The organism is Jejubacter calystegiae (assembly GCF_005671395.1).
Lineage (GTDB): Bacteria > Pseudomonadota > Gammaproteobacteria > Enterobacterales > Enterobacteriaceae > Jejubacter > Jejubacter calystegiae.
Map to the genome: position 1 here is coordinate 2,634,821 of NZ_CP040428.1, position 22,522 is coordinate 2,657,342.

General features: G+C 57.2%; 16 protein-coding genes. 11 read left to right on the plus strand and 5 right to left on the minus strand.

Translation table 11 applies throughout. From position 1 onward, the window contains the following. The first annotated feature begins 16 nt into the window (after positions 1-16). The 11 genes from FEM41_RS12070 to btsR all read left to right on the plus strand — a co-directional run bounded on the left by FEM41_RS12070 (position 17) and on the right by btsR (position 17,566). Positions 17-232, plus strand: coding sequence for a hypothetical protein (locus tag FEM41_RS12070; protein WP_138096209.1), 216 nt, complete (start codon positions 17-19; stop codon positions 230-232). Positions 233-483: 251 nt separating this feature from the next. Then, positions 484-660 carry a hypothetical protein gene (locus FEM41_RS24530; RefSeq protein WP_168198794.1) on the plus strand — a complete coding sequence of 59 codons (177 nt, stop codon included), beginning with the start codon at positions 484-486 and terminating at the stop codon, positions 658-660. Beyond that, positions 653-1,345 (plus strand): cysteine protease LapG, encoded by a 693-nt coding sequence (gene lapG / locus FEM41_RS12075; protein ID WP_206665527.1) that lies wholly within the window; start codon positions 653-655, stop codon positions 1,343-1,345. Before FEM41_RS24530 ends, lapG begins: the two co-directional genes overlap by 8 nt. 9 nt (positions 1,346-1,354) lie before the next feature. Continuing rightward, the gene (lapD, locus tag FEM41_RS12080) at positions 1,355-3,298 is read left to right on the plus strand and encodes a cyclic di-GMP receptor LapD (RefSeq protein WP_138096210.1); all 1,944 of its coding nucleotides are present in this window, start codon (positions 1,355-1,357) and stop codon (positions 3,296-3,298) included. Between the two features lie 23 nt (positions 3,299-3,321). Continuing rightward, positions 3,322-3,663, plus strand: a complete 342-nt coding sequence (locus FEM41_RS12085; RefSeq protein ID WP_138096211.1) for a tryptophan synthase subunit beta — start codon at positions 3,322-3,324, stop codon at positions 3,661-3,663. Positions 3,664-3,755: 92 nt separating this feature from the next. Then, the gene (locus FEM41_RS12090) at positions 3,756-9,839 is read left to right on the plus strand and encodes a retention module-containing protein (RefSeq protein WP_138096212.1); all 6,084 of its coding nucleotides are present in this window, start codon (positions 3,756-3,758) and stop codon (positions 9,837-9,839) included. Between the two features lie 193 nt (positions 9,840-10,032). Continuing rightward, positions 10,033-11,391: a TolC family outer membrane protein gene (locus tag FEM41_RS12095; RefSeq protein ID WP_138096213.1), complete on the plus strand. Its 1,359-nt coding sequence runs from the start codon at positions 10,033-10,035 to the stop codon at positions 11,389-11,391. 83 nt (positions 11,392-11,474) lie between these two features. Next, positions 11,475-13,661, plus strand: a complete 2,187-nt coding sequence (locus FEM41_RS12100) for a type I secretion system permease/ATPase (protein WP_138096214.1) — start codon at positions 11,475-11,477, stop codon at positions 13,659-13,661. After that, entirely contained in the window at positions 13,648-15,012 is a 1,365-nt protein-coding gene (locus tag FEM41_RS12105; protein ID WP_138096215.1) for an HlyD family type I secretion periplasmic adaptor subunit, read from the plus strand. The genes FEM41_RS12100 and FEM41_RS12105 overlap by 14 nt, the downstream gene beginning before the upstream one ends. A gap of 149 nt (positions 15,013-15,161) precedes the next feature. Further along, the gene (locus tag FEM41_RS12110; RefSeq protein WP_138096216.1) at positions 15,162-16,853 is read left to right on the plus strand and encodes a sensor histidine kinase; all 1,692 of its coding nucleotides are present in this window, start codon (positions 15,162-15,164) and stop codon (positions 16,851-16,853) included. Next, complete coding sequence (gene btsR / locus FEM41_RS12115) at positions 16,847-17,566, plus strand: two-component system response regulator BtsR (protein WP_138096217.1); 720 nt, start codon at positions 16,847-16,849, stop codon at positions 17,564-17,566. The genes FEM41_RS12110 and btsR overlap by 7 nt, the downstream gene beginning before the upstream one ends. Before the next feature lie 4 nt (positions 17,567-17,570). On the opposite strand, the gene FEM41_RS12120 is transcribed toward btsR, so the two are convergent. From FEM41_RS12120 to FEM41_RS12140, 5 genes are all read right to left on the minus strand, one after another. Continuing rightward, the gene (locus FEM41_RS12120) at positions 17,571-17,879 is read right to left on the minus strand and encodes a CcdB family protein (RefSeq protein ID WP_138096218.1); all 309 of its coding nucleotides are present in this window, start codon (positions 17,877-17,879) and stop codon (positions 17,571-17,573) included. A 2-nt stretch (positions 17,880-17,881) separates the two neighbouring features. Beyond that, positions 17,882-18,121 (minus strand): type II toxin-antitoxin system CcdA family antitoxin, encoded by a 240-nt coding sequence (locus tag FEM41_RS12125; protein ID WP_138096219.1) that lies wholly within the window; start codon positions 18,119-18,121, stop codon positions 17,882-17,884. Between the two features lie 124 nt (positions 18,122-18,245). Further along, positions 18,246-20,399 carry a carbon starvation CstA family protein gene (locus FEM41_RS12130; protein WP_138096220.1) on the minus strand — a complete coding sequence of 718 codons (2,154 nt, stop codon included), beginning with the start codon at positions 20,397-20,399 and terminating at the stop codon, positions 18,246-18,248. A 267-nt stretch (positions 20,400-20,666) separates the two neighbouring features. After that, positions 20,667-21,989, minus strand: coding sequence for a solute carrier family 23 protein (locus FEM41_RS12135; protein WP_138096221.1), 1,323 nt, complete (start codon positions 21,987-21,989; stop codon positions 20,667-20,669). A 10-nt stretch (positions 21,990-21,999) separates the two neighbouring features. After that, positions 22,000-22,515: a flavin reductase gene (locus FEM41_RS12140; RefSeq protein ID WP_138096222.1), complete on the minus strand. Its 516-nt coding sequence runs from the start codon at positions 22,513-22,515 to the stop codon at positions 22,000-22,002. Positions 22,516-22,522 lie beyond the last annotated feature (7 nt).

The following is a 22,522-nucleotide window of genomic DNA, read 5'->3' on the forward strand; positions in this document are numbered from 1 at the left end:
CGTATCAGGCATTCGCATGAAGACTGATTTTGTTTGGTGGTTGGGTTTAAGAAGAATCTTGAGTTTTTTTATTCTGGTGATTATTTCTTCTGTTGTTAATAGTTTTGGGTGGGATTATTTCACCAGGAAAACGCCTGAGCCTGCAGTGGGTGTGTTGCGTGGTTTTTCTTCAATTATTTGTTTTTTAATCATTTATTTCTCTTGTTGGCAGAGCGGTATGCTGGGTTGGTAATGACATTACTTCAGGCTTTACTTTACCTTGCTTAAATAATCGGCCAGAATAACCCTGTCTGAAAAATTACAGTAGCGACAGACGGTTATGATTTAATTTTATGTTCATTAGCTGTATTTAACCTGTTGCTTTTTTATTGTGCGATTTCTTCCATTACGTTAAAAACAAGATGCGGTTAGCTATTTTTTGTGCCGGTCGGGCACTCAATTCGGCTAATGATTAACGATCGTTATCCGCGACAGGATACCCTGATGTCACTAAGTCATTTGCCTGGGTTGATTCGACCGGCGGCAGCGCAGCTGCGGGCCGCGCCATTGCCTGAGCCCTGTCCTGACTGGACGATCGTTGATGTAGTGCACTCTCTTTCCGGCTATGTCGCCTGGAGCAAGTCTTTGCGGCAGCGGTTGCCAGAGGTTCTCCATGCGTGACGGGCTGCTGCGAACAGTAACGCTGCGCCGCTGGATGGCTGTCTGGCTGCTGGCTCTGCTGGCGTTTTCACCCCAGCTGGCCGCCAGCTGGGACTTCGTTGCCATCAATGCCCGGACCCAGAAGCTGTACGGCCCGGCAACGCCTGCTGCCCAGCGGCGTATCGATGAATGGGCTGCGCTGGTAAGTCGGCCCGTGAATGGTGATGTGCAGGGGGCGCTTAACCGCGTAAACCGCTTTTTTAACAGTCGGATGGCGTTTCGCGATGACCGCGTGGTATGGGGTCAGCAGGATTACTGGGCCACGCCCGTCGAGTTTTTACGTAAGGGGGCCGGCGACTGCGAGGATTACGCCATCGCCAAATATTTCTCGCTACGGAAAATGGGGATTCCGGCCAGCCAGCTGCGCATCACCTACGTTAAGGCGCTGCGCCTGAATCAGGCGCATATGGTGCTGACCTGGTATCAGACGCCGGACGCTATCCCGCTGGTCCTTGATAATCTTAACGGTACCATTTTACCGGCGACTCAACGTCCGGATCTGCTGCCAGTCTATTCGTTTAACGGCGCCGGGCTGTGGTTGCCGAAGGCGGATGGCAGCCGCCAGGTGGGCGACAGTAAGCGCCTGTCGCGCTGGCAGGATCTTCTGACCCGGATGCGTGCGGAAGGGTTTTCCATCAATGAATAGGAAGTAGCCATGTCTCTTTATAAACAGCTACTGATTGGCATTTGTCTGTTCGCCATCGTGGTGTTCTGCGGCAACTTTTATGTGGCCCTGGAGTCATCACGCGAGCAGTACCATAACCAGCTTGGCGCCCACGCTCAGGATACGGCGACGGCGCTGGGGGTTTCACTGACGGCGAATATTGACGATCCCACCATGACGGATCTGCTGGTCAGTTCGATTTTCGACAGCGGCTACTTCTATCGTATTCGGGTGGTCAGCCTGAAAACCCAGAAGGTACTGACTGAGCGTCACGGAAAGCCGCAGGATGCAGGGCTGCCCGGTTGGTTTGTGCGGATGGTGAACCTTAACCCGGGGAAGGGTGAAGCGATTGTGATGCGCGGCTGGACCCAGTATGCCCGGGTAGAGGTGGTCAGCCACCCGATGTTCGCGCTTCAGCGTCTGTGGGAAAGCATGGTGAATAGCTTCTTCTGGTTCGCCGGGTGCAGTTTGCTGTGCGTAATAGGCGCCACTGTTTTCCTGCGTCGCCGTTTGCGTCCGCTAAACTATATTGTGAAACAGGCCACGGCCATCAGCCACCGTGAGTTCCTGAGCCTGCCGACCCTGCCGAAAACCCCGGAGCTGCGGCGAGTGGTGGAGGCCACCAATATGATGGTGATGCAGCTCAAGGCGCTGTTTAGCGAACAGGCGCAGCGTACCGAGACGCTGAGGCAGGAGGCCTATCACGACAGCCTGACCGGTCTGAATAACCGCCGGGCCTTCGACATCCACCTGCAGGCGAGACTGAGCGATGAAGATAAATCCACCGGACATCTGTTGCTGGTGCGGGTTCAGGATCTGATGGGGCTGAACCAACGTATGGGCGGCGGGAAAACCGACGAGCTGCTGAAGGCCGTAGCCGGGATGCTGGGCGAAACCCAGAAGCGTTTCTTTCCCACGGACGGTTTTCTGGCCCGTATCCGTGGCGGCGAATTCGCCCTGGTCGGGCAGGAGATTCTGCCGCAGGAGATGGAGAACCTGGTCAGCCAGCTCGGCACCCAACTGAAAGCCTTGTATGAAACCGGCATTAGCGATGTTTCGCCGGTGGCGCATCTGGCGCAGGTCACTTTCCAGTCGGGCGATGCCTCACAGGCTGTGCTGAGGCAGGCGGATCAGTCGCTGGCCGAGGCCGAAACCCGAATGCGCTTCTTCGCAAACCCGGTAGTAGCGCAGGTCACTGACGTTGATGGCGATCGTCATAGCTGGTTCGCCCGGCTGACGGCGGTACTGGATGCGGAGTCATTTGAGCTGTTTTCCCAACCGGTGTTTGAGTGCAACAACCAGCGGGTGGTGCTGCACCACAAAATTCTGGCGCGGATTAAAACGGCGGAAGGGGAAACCCTGCCCGCCAGCCGCTTTATGCCGTGGATCCACCGGCTGGCGCTGGGTCAGCGTATGGATCAGGTAATGCTGAAACAGACGTTGCGCGAAATGGATCGCACGGACGGCGTGCTGTCGCTCAGTATCTGCGGTGAAAGCGTGGCCGACGACGAAAGCCTGGAGGCGCTACTGCTGCCGTTGAAGCAGACGCCGACGCTGGCGGCCAGGCTGACCCTGGAGCTGGATGAAAATGAACTGCCGGATGCCGAGCGCATGAGCGAAGTGGTCCGGCGCCTGAAAATGGTGGGCTGCCGCCTGGGGATCCAGCACTTTGGTGGGCAGTTCCATCTCATCGGCAACCTGCCCCAGTGGGGGCTGGCCTGGATCAAAGTCGACGGCAGCTACGTACGCAATATCGATACTGAAGAAGATAAACGTCTGTTTATTGAAGCGATTTACTGGGCCACCCGGCAGATTGATTTACCGCTGATAGCGGAGCGAGTGGAAACGGCCGGCGAGCTGGCGATACTGGAACGTATTGGCTTGTACGGCGCTATGGGGCGCTACTTTGCCGATGCCAGTACGCTGCGCGGTTAATCGTTTATCAAGGAGTCGTACCTATGTATTACATCGAACGAGATGCCGCAGGGCAGATAACCCGGGTGGATAGCACCCCTTTTACCGGTATGACGGAGCATAGCGAAGCCCGCACAGCGGAGCTCGACAGGTGGCTGAAGGCCCAGGAGGCCAGAGAGGCGTCGCTGCGCAAGCTTCAGCAGAGCGATCTGGAGATGGTTCGCGTACTGGAAGACCTGATTGAAGTGTTGATGAGTAAAGGGGTGATTAGCATTACCGATCTGCCGGAAGCGGCTCAGGCCAAACTGATTAACCGCGCCCAGGCGCGCCGGAGTCTGAGCGGTCTTGAGGGACTGATCGATGACGATGATGAAGGGCTTATTTAGGGCATCGGCGGCGCGTTCCGGCGCTGAGCGTCATTTGCTGTTCCATTTTTGATCCGGATGGATCGGTTTTGAAGTGACTGAGAGAAGATAGCATGAGCGGTGTTGCGGGCATTATAAAAGCCGTTATTGGGCAGGTTTTCGTGGTTTCCCCCGATGGCAGCCAGCGTTTGCTGGTGGAAGGCGACAGAGTTTTTGATGGCGAACAGGTGATGACCGGCGCGGAAGGGGCGGTCACTATCGCGCTGGCGGACGGTAAGACGCTCGATCTGGGGCGGGATTCGGTATGGAACAGTAGTGGTATTACCGCAAGCCAGGCCGCTACCGATCAGGTGGATGAAGTGGCCGCGTTGCAGCAGGCCATCGCCGACGGGCAGGACCCGACCCAAACTCTGGAAGCTACCGCAGCCGGTCCGCAGGTCGTGAATAATGACGCTAACCCCGGCGGCAGCGGCGGCGGATCCCATACCCATGTGGTGCTCGATCTGACCGGCGAAATCGTCGACCCCACCGCAGGCTATCCGACCGAAGGTATTGATTTTCCCGATGGCGCGCCGCCGGAAGAACTGACTTATTTGCTGAATGATGATGGCGATGCGGATGCGGATGCGGATGCGGATGCGGATGCGGATTCGGATTCGGACGCCGACAGTGACTCCGATTCGGACAGTGACTCCGACTCGGACAGTGATTCCGACTCCGACAGTGACTCGGACGCCGACAGTGACTCCGATTCAGACAGCGACTCTGACTCGGACAGCGACTCTGACGCCGACAGCGATTCCGACTCAGACAGTGATTCCGACTCGGACAGTGATTCCGACTCGGACAGTGACTCGGACTCTGACAGCGATGCTGACTCCGACAGTGACTCCGATTCGGACAGCGATTCAGACTCCGACAGTGACTCCGACTCGGACAGCGATTCCGATTCGGACAGTGATTCTGACTCTGACAGCGACTCTGACGCCGACAGCGATTCCGACTCAGACAGTGATTCCGACTCGGACAGTGACTCGGACTCTGACAGCGATGCTGACTCCGACAGTGACTCCGATTCGGACAGCGATTCAGACTCCGACAGTGACTCCGACTCGGACAGTGATGCTGACGCCGACAGCGATTCCGACTCGGACAGCGATTCCGATTCGGACAGTGATTCTGACTCTGACAGCGATTCGGATTCGGACAGCGACTCGGATTCGGACAGTGACTCTGACTCTGACTCTGACAGTGATTCCGACTCTGACAGCGATTCGGACTCGGACAGCGATTCCGACTCCGACAGTGACTCCGATTCGGACAGTGATTCGGACTCTGACAGTGACTCGGACTCGGACAGCGATTCTGACTCGGACAGCGATTCGGATTCGGACAGCGATTCTGATTCAGACAGCGACTCCGATTCGGACAGTGACTCTGACGCCGACAGCGATTCCGACTCAGACAGTGACTCTGATTCCGACAGTGACTCCGACAGCGACTCCGATTCGGACAGTGATTCCGATTCGGACAGCGATGCTGACTCCGACAGCGACTCCGATTCGGACAGTGATTCCGATTCGGACAGCGATGCTGACTCCGACAGCGATTCCGATTCTGACAGCGACTCAGACTCCGACAGTGACTCGGATTCGGACAGCGATGCTGACTCCGACAGCGACTCGGATTCCGACAGCGATGCTGACTCGGACAGCGACTCTGACGCCGACAGCGATTCCGACTCGGACAGTGATTCTGACTCTGACAGCGATTCCGATTCCGACAGCGATTCGGATTCGGACAGCGACTCGGATTCAGACAGTGATTCAGATTCCGACAGCGACTCGGATTCCGACAGCGACTCCGACTCAGACAGCGATTCTGACGCCGACAGTGACTCCGATTCCGACAGCGATTCAGACTCCGACAGTGATTCGGATTCTGACAGCGACTCAGATTCGGACAGCGATTCTGATTCAGACAGCGACTCCGATTCGGACAGTGACTCTGACTCTGACTCTGACAGCGATTCGGACTCGGACAGCGATTCCGACTCCGACAGTGACTCCGATTCGGACAGTGATTCGGACTCTGACAGCGATTCCGACTCGGACAGTGATTCTGACTCTGACAGCGATTCCGATTCCGACAGCGATTCGGATTCGGACAGCGACTCCGATTCGGACAGTGACTCTGACGCCGACAGCGATTCCGACTCAGACAGTGACTCTGATTCCGACAGTGACTCCGACAGCGACTCCGATTCGGACAGTGATTCCGATTCGGACAGCGATGCTGACTCCGACAGCGATTCCGATTCTGACAGCGACTCAGACTCCGACAGTGACTCGGATTCGGACAGCGATGCTGACTCCGACAGCGACTCGGATTCCGACAGCGATGCTGACTCGGACAGCGACTCTGACGCCGACAGCGATTCCGACTCAGACAGTGATTCCGACTCGGACAGTGATTCTGACTCTGACAGCGATTCCGATTCCGACAGCGATTCGGATTCGGACAGCGACTCGGATTCAGACAGTGATTCAGATTCCGACAGCGACTCGGATTCCGACAGCGACTCCGACTCAGACAGCGATTCTGACGCCGACAGTGACTCCGATTCCGACAGCGATTCAGACTCCGACAGTGATTCGGATTCTGACAGCGACTCAGATTCGGACAGCGATTCTGATTCAGACAGCGACTCCGATTCGGACAGTGACTCTGACTCTGACTCTGACAGCGATTCGGACTCGGACAGCGATTCCGACTCCGACAGTGACTCCGATTCGGACAGTGATTCGGACTCTGACAGCGATTCGGATTCTGACAGCGACTCGGATTCGGACAGCGATGCTGACTCGGACAGCGATTCTGACTCCGACAGCGACTCCGACTCGGACAGCGATTCTGACTCGGACAGCGACTCGGACAGCGACTCCGATTCCGACAGTGACTCGGATTCGGACAGCGATGCTGACTCGGACAGCGATTCGGATTCGGACAGCGATTCGGATTCTGACAGCGACTCAGATTCGGACAGTGATTCTGATTCGGACAGTGATTCAGACTCCGACAGCGATGCTGACTCGGACAGTGACTCGGACTCGGACAGTGATTCCGACTCGGACAGTGATTCAGATTCAGACAGCGATTCCGACTCCGACAGTGACTCCGATTCCGACAGTGATTCTGACTCGGACAGCGACTCGGACAGCGACTCCGATTCCGACAGTGACTCGGATTCGGACAGCGATGCTGACTCGGACAGCGATTCGGATTCGGACAGCGATTCGGATTCTGACAGCGACTCAGATTCGGACAGTGATTCTGATTCGGACAGTGATTCAGACTCCGACAGCGATGCTGACTCGGACAGTGACTCGGACTCGGACAGTGATTCCGACTCGGACAGTGATTCAGATTCAGACAGCGATTCCGACTCCGACAGTGACTCCGATTCCGACAGTGATTCTGACTCCGACAGTGACTCGGACTCTGACAGCGATGCTGACTCGGACAGCGACTCTGACGCCGACAGCGATTCCGACTCAGACAGTGACTCTGATTCCGACAGTGACTCTGACTCGGACAGCGACTCTGACTCCGACAGTGACTCCGATTCGGACAGCGACTCAGACTCCGACAGCGACTCAGACTCTGACAGTGACTCGGACGCTGACAGCGATTCGGATTCTGACAGCGACTCGGATTCGGACAGCGATGCTGACTCGGACAGCGATTCTGACTCCGACAGCGACTCCGACTCGGACAGCGATTCTGACTCGGACAGCGACTCGGACAGCGACTCCGATTCCGACAGTGACTCGGATTCGGACAGCGATGCTGACTCGGACAGCGATTCGGATTCGGACAGCGATTCGGATTCGGATTCCGACAGCGACTCGGATTCGGACAGCGATGCTGACTCTGACAGCGATTCCGACTCGGACAGTGATTCTGACGCCGACAGCGACTCAGACTCTGACAGCGATTCGGATTCGGACAGCGACGCTGACGCCGACAGTGATTCCGATTCAGATAGTGACTCGGACTCTGACAGCGATGCTGACTCCGACAGCGACTCCGACTCGGACAGTGATTCTGACGCCGACAGTGACTCCGACTCAGACAGCGACTCGGACTCGGACAGTGATTCCGACTCGGACAGCGATTCGGACTCTGACAGCGATTCGGACTCTGACAGTGACTCGGACGCTGACAGCGATTCGGATTCTGACAGCGACTCAGACTCCGACAGCGACTCCGATTCCGACAGCGATGCTGACTCGGATTCAGATGCTGACGCAGATGCCGACGCTGATAGTGATTCAGATGCGGATGCGGATGGAGACACAGATTCCGATGTGCACTTAACGGTGACGGTGACGCCTGGGGATAAAACGACGGATACGACAGATGATGACATCATCCACGTTAACGGCGGGGCTGGAGATCCGAACGGTTATGACATCCAGAATGGTCAGATTGTCGCGATCGGCTCGAATGTAAATATCTGGCTGACGCCGGATAGCCCGGATGGTGCCATTAAAGGCGATCTTGTCCCTCAGTGTGACGATCCGGATTCACAGATCCACTATTACGATGATTCGGGTAACGCCAATGCTGGCGATAGCAGTTCGGGCACCACCGATATCTTCGTCGTGGGCGATCATACCGGCGGCTACTATCAACAGAGCGACTGGCCGGACTCTCAGTACGAGTTCCGTCCGATCAACGGCATAACCGGCAACGGTAACGTGCCTGAGGGTGATGCCGGTAAAGACTATGTCTTCGTTGCTGGTGGTGATAGTAATGATTACGACACTAGCGGCGTTAATAACCCGAATAACGGCACCAATAACACCTGGGATAATGTCCATATCAATGGCGGATCCAGTGCGTTAGCCAATATCAATATCAACCATATCGAAGATGTCGTTTTTGCTGATGGCGAAACTAATGGCGGTGGGGCGACCACCACCACGGAGGTGACGCTGAATGTGGATGTGGATCTGGACAGCACTGATGCAGACGACCATTTAACCAGCATCACGGTGAGCGGTCTGCCTGAGGGGGCGACCTTTACGGGGAATTATCAGGATGTCACCTGGGATGCCAACAGTGGCACCTATACGCTGACCTTTGATGAAAATACCACAGACTATTCCGGTCAGGTCTCCGTCACGCTGCCGGACGGGCAGGATTCGCTGGGGGATCTCGAACTGGAAATTCACTCCACCGCGGACGATCAGCACGATACCGATTACACCTTTGATGGCGATACCGGTGAGCAGATAGAGAGTCATGGTTTGCAGGCCACCAGCCTGAACGGCGTAGAGAGTGAGCATCATGGCGAAGCGATTTCGGACGACAGCCACGAGCCGGACCACAGCGATTCCCACGAAGCTGGCGCTGATATTTCGCAGGATTCGGACCACGGTGATTCCCTGAACAGCGGCACTGATGTTTCGCAGGCGTCAGAGCACGGTGATTCCCAGGATAGCGAGACTGACGCTTCACAGAGCCAGGATCCTGTCGATTCCCAGGATTCAGGTGCTGATGCTTCGCAGACAACGGAGCATGGCGACACTGCGGATAGTAACACCGACGCTTCTCAGGGGCAGAGCGATGCTTCCAGTGGCGAACTAAATGATGAACAGGCCGATCAGACTCAGAATGAGACTAACACCGGCTCAAACAATGAGCCCGCCCAGTCTCATGGCGACAGCGCTGACGACAGCCATACGGATAACGCGAACGATACCGACCATTCATTGCTGATTGATGATGACAATCTGCTGATTCAGCAGGGCGATAGTGCGTCTGTAGAACAGACCAGCGATGCTCACAGCGAGGCATCGCTCAGCAATCTGCTGGGCGATGAGTATGACAATACCCACGCTGCTGGCGAGGAGAGCGCTGCCGACTCGCAGACCGATACCGGGCAGGAGGCTGGCGTGACGCTGAGTGATGCCGAGCCGATTAACTTTGCCGATGTCATTAGTGACGACGAAGATGGTAACGATCTGAGCGCGCTGATTAAGGTCACCGGTGAAGACAGCGCCAGCGAGCCTGACCACGTTCCGGCGGAATCCGGCGCGCTTGATGGTGAAGGGGGCGACAGCGGTTACGACGGCGGCCATGACGACCACCTGGATAACCTGATAGCCAAACCCGACCCGCATGCCTGATGCGTGTGGCGCAGTTTTTCCATAACAAGGAAAACAGCGGCTATATTTTTTAATGATTTCAATAAGTCAAAAAACAGGATTCAGGTGAGGGAGTACCTGAACATTTCATGATGATGGATAGCTAATCAATAGAAACTTCTGCCTGTACTGCCTTGCCTGCATGTGGGGTAGTCCGCAAGAGAAGGACGTGATAATGAATCGTGGTAGTCAATTTTTTGTAGGGGCATCGCTTTCACTCCTGACGGCCAGCCTGGCGCAGGCCACCACCCTGGAGCAGGCGATTAAACAGACGCTGACTTCGCATCCGCAGGTGAGCGCCTCGGTTAACAGCCGCTATTCAGCGGATCAGGATTTACGGGCGGCGCAGGGAGGATATCTGCCTTCTCTGGATGTCACGGCGGGAACCGGTTGGGAACAGACCGATAACACCTCTACGCGCGGCGCCGACGATCACCGCCGTAATTTGCACCGTAGCGAATCCAGCATCAATCTGACACAAAATGTCTTTAATGGTTTTGGCACCACCAGCGAAGTGGCCCGCCAGCGGGCAACCGTGGATTCCCGGGCCTGGACCGTGATGAACACCAGCGAAAATACGGCGCTGGCGGCTATCCAGAGTTACCTGGATGTACTGATGCGAAAGCGAATGGTTGGGCTGGCAGAAGAGAATCTGAAAAACCACGAGCGGGTGTTCGATCAGATCAAACTGCGTACCGAGCAGGGAGTAGGGCGCCAGGCAGACTATGAGCAGGCGGAGGCACGACTTTCCCAGGCCCAGAATAACCTGCTGACGGAACAGACCAACCTGGAAGACTCCATCGCCACTTACCACAGCGTGGTGGGGGCCGATCCTCTGGATCTCGCTATGCCGACAAAGCTTGCGGCTCCGGCATCGCTGGAAGCGGCCCGCAAATCGATGCTGAAAAACAGCCCGCTGCTGAAACAGGCCGACGCCGACGTGGAAGCGACACATCAGCAGTACGAAGCGGCGAAATCGAAATTTTACCCCAACGTGAATGTTGAGGTGGGACGGCGTATGGATAACAACGTTGACGGCACCCGCGGGCACGACCAGGAATGGCAGGCGATGGTACGCATGCGCTACAACGTTTACAACGGCGGCACCGACCAGGCGACGCTCAGCTCCTATGCTTACAAGATGCGAGAAGCGAAGGATGTGAAAAACAACGCGCTGCGTCAGCTCAACGAAGAGCTGCGCCTGGCGTGGAACGCTTACCAGAACGCCGAGCGCCAGTTGCCGATTGCCAAAAACTATGCCGAACGCAGCCAGGCGGTGCGCAGCGCCTATCAGGAACAGTTCAGCCTGGGCGACCGTACGCTGCTGGATATGCTGGACAGTGAAAATGAAGTCTTCACCGCGAAGCGACGCTACGTGGAGCTGCAATTTCTGGAAATGTTTAACACCTATCGCATCAATGCCCGTACCGGCGAGCTGCTGAGTGCGCTGAAAATTCAGGCGCCTTCCGCAGCCCAGGCCATTGATACGACGGCGGCTTCCATGCCGCAGGATTCACTACCCGATATCGAATAACGCCTGGGTTATTTCATCTCGTGATAACTCTGTATTTCCCTGTGTCGGTGCGGCGTAATGCCGCCCGCACCTGAGGGCCGACTATGACACCAGACACCGATTCCCGGGATCTTAATGGTTCCGATTCAGATGACATTATCAGAAACGATCCACGCCAGAACCATGACGATCCGCTGCTGGATTGCCTGATGATCATGTGCAGGCTGCACGGTATTACCACCAGTCGCAATATCCTGACCGCCGGGTTACCCCTGAAGGCCAATACCCTGACCCTGAGTGCGCTGCCCCGGGCCGCAGGGCGCGCCGGGCTCAAAGCGCGGGTGATTCAGCGCCCGCTGGCCAATATTCAGGCTATCTCTCTGCCGGCCATTATTCTGCTGAACAATCAGCAGGCGGCGGTACTGACCGGCTGGGACGAGCAGCAGCAGGCAAAACTGCTGAGCGCCGACACCGAAGGCGGCGAACTGCGGGTGCCGCTGGAAGAGCTGGAAGCCAGCTATAGCGGTAAAACGGTGTTCATGCAGCCGGAGCATGACTACGATTCACAGCCCACGGCGACCATTCCGCGTACCAAATCCTGGTTTCAGGATACGCTGCGGCTGTCGAAGCTCCTCTATCTGGATGCCGTGGTCGCCAGTTTTCTGATCAACATCATCGCTCTGGCGGCACCGCTGTTTGTGATGAACGTCTATGACCGGGTGGTGCCGAATCAGGCCACCGCTACCCTGTGGGTGCTGGCTATCGGCATTACCATCGCCTTTGTTTTCGATTTCGTATTAAAGATATTGCGCGCTATCTGCCTGGATATTGCCGGTAAGAAGACTGACCTTATCGTTTCCGCCGGGCTGTTTGAACGGCTGCTGGGCATGAAGATGAAGCTACGACCGGCGCGGGTGGGGAGCTTCGCTCAGAACTTTCAGGAGTATCAGTCGCTGCGGGACTTTCTCTCTTCGCTGACGCTGACCGCGCTTATCGATTTTCCGTTTACCCTGCTGATTCTGCTGGTGATCGCCATTATCGGCGGTCCGCTGGTGCTGATTCCGCTGCTCTGTTACCCCCTGGCGATACTGATTAACTGGATGATTCAACGACCGCTGATGTCCAGCATTCAGAAATCCTTCCGGCTCTCTTCCGAGCGTCAGGCGATGCTGGTGGAAACCCTGACCGGCCTGGATGCGATTAAGGTCAATAACGCGCAAAGCGAACGTCAGTATCTGTGGGAGCAGATTATCGGCCAGTTGAGCAAGCTGGAACTGCGGGTGAAGTCGCTCTCTTACGTGGCGGTGAACTTCACCTTCTGGCTGCAACAGGCCAGCGGCGTGGCGCTGATTGTCGCGGGGGTGTACACCATTATGGGCGGCAACCTCACCACCGGCGGGCTGATTGCCTGCTATCTGCTGCATCGCCGGGCCATGCTGCCCATCGGCCAGTTCTGTAGCCTGATGACCCGTTACCAGCGGGCCAGAATGACCAAGGGCACCATCGATCGCATGATGAGTCTGGAACAGGAAACTCAGGAAGACGAAGTGCCGCTGCGTCGCGAATCCCTGTCCGGCGCCATTGAACTGCGGGACGTAACCTTCTGCTACCCGGGCAACCGCTATACCTCGCTGAATAATATCTCTCTGACCATTACGCCGGGCGAGAAGGTGGGGATTATTGGCCGCACCGGCTCCGGCAAGAGTTCGCTGGCCAAACTGCTGCTGGGCTTTTACCAGCCGGATGCCGGTAGCGTGCTGATCGATGGCATCGATGCCCGCCAGCTCGATGTTCACGACCTGCGCCATAACATCGGTTACGCCCCCCAGGATATCCATCTGTTTAGCGGCACGCTGCGCGATAACCTGGTCTATGGCGCCAGCTACGTGGATGAAGAAACCATGCTGCGGGTGGCGCGCCTGACCGGAGTGCATGAATTCGCCCGCCGTCACCCTTCCGGCTACAACATGCAGGTAGGCGAGAGGGGGATGAACCTTTCCGGCGGCCAGCGTCAGGCGGTGGCGCTGGCGCGATCGCTGCTGCTCGATCCGCCGATTCTGCTGATGGACGAGCCGACCAGCTCCATGGATAACACCAGCGAAGATCTGATCAAGAAAGCGCTGGTGCCGGTCGTTGCCAGCAAAACGTTGCTGCTGGTGACGCACCGCGCCTCGCTGCTGAGCCTGGTGGACCGGTTAATCATTCTCGACAACGGCAAAATCATCGCCGATGGACCGAAAGAGAGCGTGATGAGCGCGTTGAAGAAGGGGCAAATCCATGCGAATCGTTGACAGGCTTCGCCGCCTGATGAGGTGGCTGTCCGGGGATAAACACGCCGAACAATTTACCACTAACGAAGTGAATAAAGCGCTGCTGGATGACTCGCCCCAGGTGGTAAGGGTGACTATCTGGGCCATTCTGGCGTTTATCCTCGTCATGCTTATCTGGTCGTCGCTGGCCAGTATCGACGAAGTGACTCGCGGGGAAGGGCGCACCGTGCCCTCATCGCGGCTGCAAAAGATCCAGAACCTGGAAGGGGGGATTGTCTCTCAGGTTTATGTACATGAGGGGCAGATAGTCAAACCCGGCGAACCGCTGGTGCGGCTGGATGACACCCGCTTTCGCTCCAATGCCGGTGAAACCAAAGCTGACCGGCTTTCTCTGGAGGCCCGCATTCAGCGGCTGACCGCGCAGCTTAACGATGCGCAAACCCTGACCCTGGCGCCGGAGATAGTTAACCAGGCGCCGGAAATCGCCGATGGCGAAATGAAACTGTTTACCAGCGTGAAGAATCGTATTCAGGGCGAAATTGGCGGTCTGGAAGAGCAACTGGTGCAGAAGAAACAGGATCTGCTGGATTTTCGGGCCAAAGAGGGACAATACCGCAACAGTCTGAGCCTGCTGCGTCAGGAGATCAGAATGTCTGAGCCGCTGGTGGCGAAGGGGGCTATCTCCAAAGTGGAAGTGCTGCGCCTGCGCCGTTCAGAGGTGGAAACCCGCGGTCAGCTGGAATCGGTGACTCTGGCTATTCCTCGTGCCGAAGCCGCCGTGAAAGAGACCGAAAGCAAGATTGCCGAAACCCGTGGCCGCTACCGCAGCGAGGCGCTCTCGCAGCTAAACGAAGCCCGCACTGAACTGAGCAAGACCCAGGCTTCAGGTAAAGCCATTGAGGACAGGGTTAACCGAACCCTGGTCACTTCGCCGGTGCGCGGTATTGTGCAGCAGGTGTTGGTGAACACCATCGGCGGCGTTATTCAGCCTGGCAGCGATATGGTCGAGATCGTCCCGCTGGACGACACCCTGTTGGTTGAGGCCAAAATCCGGCCCCAGGATATCGCCTTTCTGCATCCCGGCCAGGAGGCCAGCGTCAAGTTTACCGCCTACGACTACACCATCTACGGCGGTCTGAAAGGAAAACTGGAGCAGATAAGCCCGGATACCGTGACGGATAAAGAGGGCAATAGCTACTACGTCATCCGTATCCGCACCGACAAAAACCACCTGGGCAGCGATAACAAACCGCTGTTGATTATTCCGGGGATGGTGGCGTCGGTGGATATTATCACCGGCAGAAAGACCATTCTTTCCTACCTGCTGAAGCCGATTCTGCGCGCCAGGGCCGAGGCGTTTCGCGAGCGGTAATCACTCTTTTTATCCCCCTCTCCCTCCGGGAGAGGGACGGGGTGAGGGTAAAAGACCGCTTCAGCGTGCCATTTTTTGGCGGAATTCAAAGAAAACCTTAGATTTCCAGGATATGTTACCGGGTCGTGTCAGGAAGAGGTCGGCCAGGTATGTACGGATTTAATTTAGTGTTACTGCTGCTACAGCAGATGTGCGTGTTTCTGGTCATCGCCTGGCTAATGAGTAAGACCCGCCTGTTTATCCCCCTGGTGCAGGTCACCGTGCGCCTGCCGCACAAATTTCTGTGTTACGTCGTTTTCTCTATTTTCTGCATTATGGGCACCTGGTTCGGGCTGCATTTCGAGGATTCCATTGCCAACACCCGCGCCATTGGCGCCGTGATGGGGGGACTGCTGGGGGGCCCGGTGGTGGGCGGCCTGGTGGGGCTTACTGGCGGATTGCATCGCTACTCGCTGGGGGGCATGACGGCGGTCAGTTGTATGATTTCCACCATTACCGAAGGGCTGCTGGCGGGGTTGATGCACCGCTATCTGATCCGGCGCGGGCGGGCCGATAAAGTTTTCAGTCCGCTAACGGCGGGCTGCGTCACCCTGGTGGTGGAAGTCATTCAGATGCTGATTATCCTGGCGGTGGCCCGGCCGTATCAGGAAGCGCTCAACTTGGTCAGCAATATCGCCGCGCCGATGATTATTACCAACAGCGTAGGTGCGGCGCTGTTTATGCGCATACTGCTGGACCGGCGGGCTATGTTTGAAAAATATACCTCGGCTTTTTCCGCCACCGCGCTGCGGGTGGCGGCAGCCACCGAGGGGATTTTGCGCCAGGGCTTTAACCAGGAAAACAGCCTCAAAGTGGCTCAGGTGCTGCATCACGAGCTGGATATCGGCGCCGTGGCGATTACCGATTGCGAAAAGCTGCTGGCCTTTATCGGCACCGGTTCCGATCACCATCTGGCCGGGCGCCCGGTCTCTTCCGGGTATACCTGGCGTGCGATAGAGACCGGCGAAGTGGTCTATGCCGACGGTAATGAGGTGCCTTACCGCTGTTCTCTGCATCCCAACTGCAAACTGGGATCCACTCTGGTGATTCCCCTGCGCGGCGAAAACCAGCGGGTGATTGGCGCCATTAAGCTTTATGAAGAGAAGAACCGGTTGTTCAGCTCCATTAACCGAACCCTGGGCGAGGGTATCGCCCAGCTACTGTCGGCCCAGATTCTGGCGGGGCAGTATGAGCGCCAGAAAGCGCTGCTGGCCCAGTCCGAGATCAAACTGCTGCACGCTCAGGTGAATCCTCACTTCCTGTTTAACGCCCTGAATACGCTAAAGGCGGTGATTCGCAACGACAGCGAGCGCGCCGGACAGCTGGTGCAGTATCTCTCGACCTTCTTCCGTAAAAATTTGAAACGCTCGTCAGAGGTCGCCACGCTGGGCGACGAGCTGGAGCACGTTAACGCCTATCTGCAAATTGAACAGGCGCGCTTTCAGTCCCGGCTCCATGTGGCGCTGGAGGTGCCAGAGGATCTAAAGCAATATCAGCTTCCGGCCTTCACCTTACAACCCATCGTAGAAAATGCCATTAAGCACGGCACTTCGCAGCTACTGGGCGACGGCGAAGTGATGATTCGCGCCAGTCTTGAGCAACAGAACCTGATGCTGGTGGTGGAAGATAACGCCGGGCTGTATTGCAGTGACAATATCAGCCATCAGGGCCTGGGAATGAACCTGGTGGATAAGCGTCTGCGGGCGCGTTTTGGCGACGACTACGGCATTTCCGTCGCCTGCGAGCCGGAACAGTACACCCGTATCGTGCTGCGGCTGCCCGTTGAGGAGAGGATATGTTAAGGGTACTGATTGTCGATGATGAACCGCTGGCCAGGGAAAACCTGCGGGTTCTGTTGCAGGATGAAAGCGATATCGAAATCCTGGGGGAGTGCGCCAACGCCGTCGAGGCCATTGGCGCGGTGCACCGGCTGCGCCCGGATATTCTGTTTCTGGATATCCAGATGCCGCGCATTAGCGGGCTGGAAATGGTCAGCATGCTCGACCCGGAACGGCGCCCGTGGGTCGTCTTTCTGACCGCGTTTGACGAGTACGCCCTTCAGGCCTTTGAAGAGCACGCCTTCGACTATCTGCTCAAGCCCATTGAGGCGGCCCGACTGGAAAAGACGCTGAACCGCTTGCGTCAGAGCCGTCAGGCCCAGGATCTGTCGCGGCTGCCCGGGGGAGAGCCGCCGCTGAAGTTTATCCCTTGTAGCGGCCAGAATCGTATCTGGCTGTTGCCCATCGACGATGTCGCTTATGTCAGTAGCCGCGCGGGCGGGGTCTGGGTGGCCAGTAAAGAGGGCAAGGAAGGGGCCACCGAACTGACGCTGCGTACCCTGGAAGAGCGCACGCCGCTGCTGCGATCCCACCGTCAGTACCTGGTGAATATGGCGCATTTACAGGAAATTCGCCTGGAGGATAACGGCCTGGCCGAACTGCGGTTACGTAACGGTCAGACCGTGCCGGTCAGCCGCCGTTACCTTAAAACGTTGAAGGAGGCGTTGGGGTTGTAGGGGGTTAGAATCCATCCAGCATAAAATCCAGCGCGGCCTTGATTTCCTGGCGCCAGGGGCTGGCATCCATGACCTCGTTACCCAGTTGAGTACGCCGGACGCTGGCCATTTCATGGGTCATGACCAGATAGTCGTGACCTTCAATGGCAATCAATGGTGTCAGGCGTTTTACCGGTTGTGTACGCATCTGCGTAGCCGGGAATAGGGGAATAACCAGGAGAGTGTGCAACTCATCGATAATATTGCTTTGAACATCAAGCAGATAAGGGTACGCCTTGCTGTTGCCGTTATTACGATAAATTCGATATTGCATCGTTAAAATGTCCGGTCATCGTCAGACAGCAGTCCATGCTCATCGGAAATTCGGTTGAGCTCCTGGAGTCCGGCGCGGTTTTCCCGTTTCCATGCCTCTTCTTCATTTTTGCGAATTTCGTGCTTTAGCGCTTCCGCCAGGGTTGCGGACAAATTGATCCCGGCAGCTCTGGCCTGCTGCAGTAGCCAGGGTTCCAGCGTTACGCTGATGGTCTTTTTAGGTTGGGCATAAGCTTGTGACATGGGTTTTTCTCCATAGCAACATGTGTAGTTAACACATGTGAGCAGTATGGTGGCAGGCTATGGTTGAATCAAGAAATAAAAAAAGGGGCCGTCACCAGCCCCTTTGACAATTCACCTCGCGGCATTAATGCCCCGAAGAGACCTTCACACCGCCTTCCGGAATCGGAACGTACGGCGTTTCTTTGTCGGTGCGCTCCGGATTATTACGCACCTGTAGCCAGGTCTTCACGCCATAGAACAGGATGCTGTACACCACCACCAGGAACAGAATGCTCAGGGTGGCGTTGGTGTAGTTGTTCACCACAATGTGGTTCATATTGGTAATCTGCTCTGCGGTCAGGCTGGAACCCTGCTGTGCGATCTGCTCCTTATACAGCCGGGCCATATAGAAGAAGCCTTCCATCTGCGGGTTGTTGCTGAACAGCTTAAGGCCCAGCGCCCAGGTGGTGCAGATAAGCAGCCAGATAGCCGGCAGCATGGTGACCCAGATGTAGCGGGTGCGCTTCATCTTAATCAGGATCACGGTGCCCAGAATCAGCGCCACGGCGGCCAGCATCTGGTTAGAGATACCGAACAGCGGCCACAGGCTCTTCACGCCGCCCAGCGGATCCACCACGCCCTGATACAGCAGATAGCCCCACAGCCCTACGCAACCGGCGGTGCCGACGATACCGGCAGGCAGCGAGTTGGTTTTCTTCAGGAACGGAATAAAGTTACCCAGCAGATCCTGGAGCATAAAGCGACCGGAGCGGGTACCGGCGTCCAGGGCGGTCAGGATGAACAGCGCTTCGAACAGAATCCCAAAGTGATACCAGAAGCCCATATCGGCCGCCGGAATGATCTTATGGAACACGTGGGCGATACCGACTGCCAGGGTCGGTGCGCCGCCTGCGCGGTTCAGCACCGAAGGTTCACCGATATCCTTCGCGGTTTGCAGGATCTGCTCCGGCGAAATCACAAAGCCCCAGGAACTGACAGTCGCTGCCGCATGGACCGTGGCCTCTTTCAGTTGGGCCATAATCATCGGCGCCTGATCGGTGCCCAGTTCATGCAGGTTCGGCATGGTAATGCCAAGACCGGCTGGTGGAGTGTTCATGGCGAAGTAAAGACCCGGCTCGATAATCGATGCCGCCACCAGCGCCATAATGGCGACGAAGGACTCCATCAGCATGGCGCCGTAGCCAATGAAACGGGCGTCGGTTTCACAGGCCAGCAGCTTAGGCGTGGTGCCGGATGCGATAAGCGCATGGAAGCCGGAAACCGCGCCGCAGGCGATGGTGATAAACAGGAACGGGAACAGCGCCCCTTTCCACAGCGGACCGGTACCGTCGATATACTGAGTCACCGCCGGCATTTTCAGATCCGGGTTCAGGATCACAATCCCCAGCGCCAGACCGACAATAACCCCAATCTTCAGGAAGGTGGCCAGATAGTCGCGCGGCGCCAGAATCAGCCAGACTGGCAGCAGAGCGGAGACAAAAGCGTAACCGATCAGCGCATAAGTGATGGTGGTGTCTTTAAAGGTCAGCGCCGGTCCCCAGTAAGGATCGTGGGCGATAACGCCGCCAAACCAGATGGAAGCCACCAGCAGCACAATGCCGATAACGGAAACCTCACCCACCCGGCCCGGGCGAAGAAATCGCATATAGATGCCCATAAACAGCGCAATCGGCACCGTGGAGCAGACGGTAAATACCCCCCACGGGCTTTCGGCCAGGGCTTTCACCACAATCAGCGCCAGCACCGCCAGGATGATAATCATGATCAGGAAGCAGCCGAACAGCGCGATGGTGCCCGGAACCCGGCCCATCTCTTCTTTGATCATCTCACCCAGCGAGGCACCGTTACGGCGCGAGGAGATAAACAGCACCATAAAGTCCTGCACTGCGCCCGCCAGCACCACACCGGCCAGCAGCCACAGGGTTCCCGGCAGGTAGCCCATCTGGGCGGCGAGTACCGGCCCCACCAGCGGACCGGCACCGGCAATGGCGGCAAAGTGGTGACCGAACAACACATAGCGGTTGGTGGGCACGTAGTTAAGGCCATCGTTGTTGATGACCGCAGGGGTGGCGCGCGTCGGATCGAGCTTCATGACCTTCTGCGCGATATAGAGACTGTAATAGCGATAAGCGACCAGATAGACCGACACCGAGGCGGCGACTATCCAGAGTGCGCTGACGTGTTCGCCGCGCCGTAGCGCAACCACCGCCAGACAGCACGCACCGAATATCCCCAGTGCGACCCAGGGGATGTGCCTGATGAGTTTGTTGTTATTCATAGGGACCTGCTTGTCTTTTTTTTGCTGTTTGTTGACTAAGAGAAGGCCGCACTGACTCCTGTCGCGGCCGGGGGTAAAAAAGGTTTTTTTAAGCGTTGGCCCGTATAGTCGCAAATTTGTACAGCGGTCTGGGGGAAAGTTGATTAAGCGGTCGTATGGCGTGGCGAACGGTTGCTGCGTCGCCCGAGCGGTTATCCGGCGTCGCTAACGGCTTGAAATATGTGATTAATGTCTCATAAAACGGGCCGCCGGACGGCAGCCCGGGGTTCAGGTATCGCCAATGGTTGATGCATTACTGGCGCGAGCGCGACGGCGGCTCAGCAGCGCATTAAGGGCGATGGCGCTGAAGGTTGCCGTGCCGATGCCGCCCAGGGTGAAGCTTCCCAGCGACAGGGTAAAGTCACCGGCGCCAATCGTCAGCGTGACGGCCACCACGATCAGGTTATCGTTACGGCTAAGATCGACCTGGTTCTGTAGCCAGATTCGGGCACCGGCCACGGCTATCAAACCAAAGACCACGATAGAGGCGCCGCCAATAACCGGCGCGGGAAGGATGTGGATGAGCGTGCCGAATTTTGGCGAAAAACCCAGCGCTATCGCGATAACAGCGGCGGCAGCGAACACCAGCGTCGAATAGACCCGGGTCACGGCCATCACCCCGATGTTCTCAGCATAGGTGGTGACCCCTCCGCCCCCCACGGTGCCGGAAAGTATGGTCGCCAGCCCGTCGCCAATAAAAGCGCGCCCCATCCAGGGATCCATAGAGCGCCCGGTCATTCCCGCCACCGCTTTCAGGTGGCCGAGGTTTTCCGCAATCAGAATCATGGCCACCGGCGCAATCAGCATGATGGCCTGACCATCGAAGGAGGGGGAGCTCAGATGAGGCACGCCAAACCAGGGGGCGGCGGCCAGCGCCTGAAAATCCATCGGCTTACCCAGATCTAAAAAACGGGTCAGCACGACATATAGCAGACAGGACAGCAGTAGGCCGACCAGAATCAACAATCGCTGGATCATGCCGCGGCTAAAGACCGCCACCAGACCGATACAGAGTACGGTGAGCACCGCCATCCAGCTATCGAAGGCGCTGGCTGAAACGCTGCGAACCGCAATCGGCGCCAGATTCAGTCCGATGGCCATTACCACGGCACCGGTGACCACCGGCGGCATCAGGCGTTCTATCCAGCGGGTGCCCGCCCTGAGTACCGCCAGCCCGGCCAGCGTATAGACCAGGCCACAGGCGATAATACCGCCCAGCGCTACCCCGATATTGGGGTTTGCCCCCTGGCCGTTAAATCCGGTTGCCGCAATCACCACGCCGACAAAGGCGGCGCTGGATCCAAGGTAGCCCGGAACCCGCCCGCCGGTAATCACAAAAAACAGTAATGTGCCAATACCGGACATCAGCACCGCCAGATTGGGGTCAAAGCCCATCAGTAGCGGCATCAGCACGGTGGCGCCAAACATCGCTACCGTGTGCTGAATCCCCATCATCAGGGTCTGGGGGAGCGGCAGCCTTTCGTCCGGCGCCACTATCCCTTGCGGGTCGTCGGCCGGTTTACGCCATTGTGGAAACCCGATGCTGGCCATCTTTGCCTCCTTATCCCGGAATACCGGGGAGCGGCTGCCCGATGCCGGGCAGGGGGTGCCAGGTGCGGTCAAACCAGACCAGACCGTGGCTGTCGTCGTTGCGGGTAATGGCGTTAATGGTGCAGAACAGAATATCGTGAGTGCCCACGTTCACGACCTGGCTGACCTGACAGTCGCACGACAGCAGGGCGCCTTCCAGCCGTGGGCAGCCGTCCACGCCGTCGTTCCAGCGTGCGGCGGCGAAGCGTTCCTCCATTGGCGTTTTACCGCCGAAACGGAGCGCCAGATCCTGCTGACCCGCCGCCAGAGTGTTGACGCACAGGTGGCGATGGGCCGTGAACACCGGCCAGACCGAGGCGCTACGGTTCAGGCAGATAAGCAGCGTGGGCGGCGAGTCGGTAACGCTGCATACCGCTGAAGCGGTAAAACCGGCCCGACCGGCGGGACCGTCGGTGGTGATGATATTGACTGCCGCGCCCAGGCGGGACATGGCGTCGCGAAAAGCGGCTTTATCAGGACGGATCATCGTTCGC